A 329-nucleotide genomic window follows, 5' to 3' on the forward strand; every position below is an offset into this window, starting at 1 on the left:
GTCGCATATGTTGCCATGCAAAATATTGGCGTTGATACCAGCAACTACTCACTCGGTTACGTGGCCACCTGGGCCAAAGATAAAGCCGTAATCCATAGCGCTTTAAGTGAGATCCAACAAGTGAGCAACAAAGTGATTGAACTTAGCGATGGCTTAACCAAACAATTAGGCTTACAAGAAGCCCCAAAAGAGCCTGCACATGATCTAAAAAAGCTATCAGCCCAGGATCTTAATAAGTCCTATCAAGGCTTGCAACAACAAATTCAACAAACAACTAGTCCCCAACAAAAAGCGCAATTAAAAAATCAGTTAAACGATGTGCACCAAGA

1 pseudogene is annotated in these 329 nt (G+C 41.9%); it reads left to right on the forward strand.

What is annotated here, in order from left to right:
* A pseudogene (locus ACKTR2_RS10615) lies at positions 1–329 on the forward strand (hypothetical protein); the annotation flags it as partial.

The organism is Furfurilactobacillus curtus (assembly GCF_045862785.1).
In the GTDB taxonomy this organism is placed as follows: domain Bacteria; phylum Bacillota; class Bacilli; order Lactobacillales; family Lactobacillaceae; genus Furfurilactobacillus; species Furfurilactobacillus curtus.